Raw genomic sequence first — 2,182 nt, forward strand, 5'->3', positions numbered from 1 at the left:
AGCGCCAGACCCTGATGGATCGCCGCTTGCGCCACCACGCGCAGGCCGCCTAACCTCTCACCCCAGATGGACCAGAGCCTCCGCTCCTGAACACCGCTGAATGTCCCAAATCATCTGACGACGGACAGGCCTGGAGTCGGTAATCGGTGCAGTGAACCGCAAGCTGATCACGATGCGGCGCAAGCACGCCATTACCCTGGAGAACCTCCGCATGGGGGCGCTGAAGGGCGTGATCACCGACTACGACGGCACCGTCCTCATCGACCTGTTCGCTCAGTTCGGTGTGACCCCGAAGGTGGTCGATTTCGCGCTCGGCACGGCCGGGACGGACGTCGGCGCCAAGCTTCGCGAGGTGTCTGGCTACATGGAGGACAGCCTCCAGGGCGACACCATGTCGGGGGTCCACGGCTTCGCTGGCCCCGGGTGGTTCTCGAAGTACATCGGGCACGCCAGCGTCAAGGACGCCTACAAGTTCTACGCCTCGACGCAGGACCCGAACCGTCAGGACGTTCGTCGCGGATTCACCTACCAGAACGTGACGATCGAGGAGTATCGCGGCTCGGCGACCTACCTCAACGCCGACGGCACCACCTCGACCGTTCAGCGCTTCGTCCCCGACGGCGACGTCCGGTTCTTCCCGATCGGGACCGGCGAGACCTTCACCAACTACTGGGCCCCGCCGGACTTCGTCGACGAGGTCAACACGGCCCCTGGCCTCGACGCGCAGGTCTTCGTCGCTCCGCTCGAGCGCATGAAGTTCGGCAAGGGCATGGACATGCACACCGAGTCCAACCCGCTCCCCCTCTGCAAGCGCCCGAACCTGCTGGTTCGTGGCTTCTCCTCGAACTGACGGAGGCCGACATGGCACTGATCAAGGACAAGGGTGCGAAGGACGACACCGCCGTCAGCATGGATTTCGGGCAGGCTCAGTCCGCGCTCGCGACAGGCAAGTACGAGATCGTCCTTCCCGAAGGCGCCGAGGCCGGTCCGGAGATCCACGGTGGCGTCTGGCGCAACGAGCCCGTGGACGCCAAGGCCGAGGATGCGAAGGCCAAGGCCGAGGCGGGCCACAAGGGCAAGTAGGCCGCTCGTGCCCGTGTTCGACGACCTCGACGACGACATGCAGGACGCGCTCGACGACGCCTATGGCGAGCGCGTCCGCGTCGAACCGCGTGGGTCGGCGGGCTGGCGGACCGGTGGGGGCATCGACACCGAGCGACCTGTCCGTGAAATCATCGGGCGCTACCGCAGCAAACCGATGACCTCCGAACTTGAAGGCAACCGCGAGGGATCGCGGTTCCAGTCTATGACCCGCATCGCCGGCAACACGCTGAGCCTACGGGTCTCGCCATTGCAGGCAACGGCACTCGGATACTCGCTCGCAGCCAATGACCGCGTCGTGTTGCTCGACCGCATCGACCAGCCCGCGTTCACGGTGGTGCGCGTTGGACCGCGCGACAGCGGCGAGCTGACGATCGAACTCACCGCAGAGGCATCCGCATGAGCCTCGTCGCCTATGCCATTCGGACGTGCCTCGGCGCCGCCCTTGTCGGCCGCACCCTGGCCGGCGACCGCGTCTACGACTCGGCGGTCCAGCCGATCGAAGAGATGATCCGGAAGGAGCCGCAGCCCTTCCTCGTGATCTCCACCGACGATGAAGAGATCAAGCCCACGGGGTGGGCGCTGCTCGATGCCGACCGCGAGATCAACTTCGTGGTCGAGATCGCCATCGGTGGCATGACCCGCATCGACCTGCCCGAGGCCGAAGGCGGCGGCGCTGCGCTGCGCCTCGACATTCCGCACACCGACGAAGGCCTCGAGACCACGCTCAACATGGTCGGCCGGCAGATCCAGCGCGAGATCCTGGTCGGCGGCGTGTGGTCGGACCTGCTGCGCGACATCGCCTTCGGCTTGAAGAAGCTCACCGTCCGCCGCGGCGCCAACGCCGAGCAGGGCACCCGCTTTGCCGCCCGGCAGTACGTGTTCACCGCCGACACCATCGCTGAGCCGGACTTCGGCGCCGAGCCCGAGGGCATCTGGACCCGCATTCTCGACTGTCCGACGTCAGCACCTGTGGGACAGAATGAGGGTCTTCACGAACGGAGGATGGCTGGTTCATCGTAGCCCCTGAGGAGCGAAGATGAAGCAGACATCCGGACCGGCCAAGAAGCCGGCAGAAGCG

4 protein-coding genes are annotated in these 2,182 nt (G+C 66.0%); all 4 read left to right on the forward strand.

Annotated features, from left to right (window positions below; genetic code table 11):
* Positions 1 to 142: 142 nt before the first annotated feature.
* Genes FV218_RS22240 through FV218_RS22255 form a run of 4 tightly spaced genes read left to right on the forward strand, consistent with a single transcriptional unit; the run spans position 143 to position 2,124 of the window.
* Positions 143 to 850, forward strand: a complete 708-nt coding sequence (locus FV218_RS22240) for a major capsid protein (RefSeq protein WP_281407891.1) — start codon at positions 143 to 145, stop codon at positions 848 to 850.
* A gap of 11 nt (positions 851 to 861) precedes the next feature.
* Entirely contained in the window at positions 862 to 1,083 is a 222-nt protein-coding gene (locus FV218_RS22245; RefSeq protein WP_147711583.1) for a hypothetical protein, read from the forward strand.
* Between the two features lie 13 nt (positions 1,084 to 1,096).
* A complete protein-coding gene (locus tag FV218_RS22250) occupies positions 1,097 to 1,504 on the forward strand; it encodes a hypothetical protein (RefSeq protein ID WP_147711584.1) in 408 nt (135 codons plus the stop codon).
* Complete coding sequence (locus FV218_RS22255; RefSeq protein ID WP_147711585.1) at positions 1,501 to 2,124, forward strand: hypothetical protein; 624 nt, start codon at positions 1,501 to 1,503, stop codon at positions 2,122 to 2,124. The genes FV218_RS22250 and FV218_RS22255 overlap by 4 nt, the downstream gene beginning before the upstream one ends.
* The last annotated feature ends 58 nt before the right edge of the window (positions 2,125 to 2,182 follow it).

It is taken from the genome of Methylobacterium sp. WL69 (assembly GCF_008039485.1).
Taxonomy (GTDB): Bacteria; Pseudomonadota; Alphaproteobacteria; order Rhizobiales; family Beijerinckiaceae; genus Methylobacterium.

What these genes read in the sequence shown, in the direction of transcription:
- FV218_RS22245 (WP_147711583.1), top strand. Translation starts at nt 862, where the DNA reads ATGGCACTGATCAAGGACAAGGGTGCGAAGGACGACACCGCCGTCAGC.
- FV218_RS22255 (WP_147711585.1), top strand. Translation starts at nt 1,501, where the DNA reads ATGAGCCTCGTCGCCTATGCCATTCGGACGTGCCTCGGCGCCGCCCTT.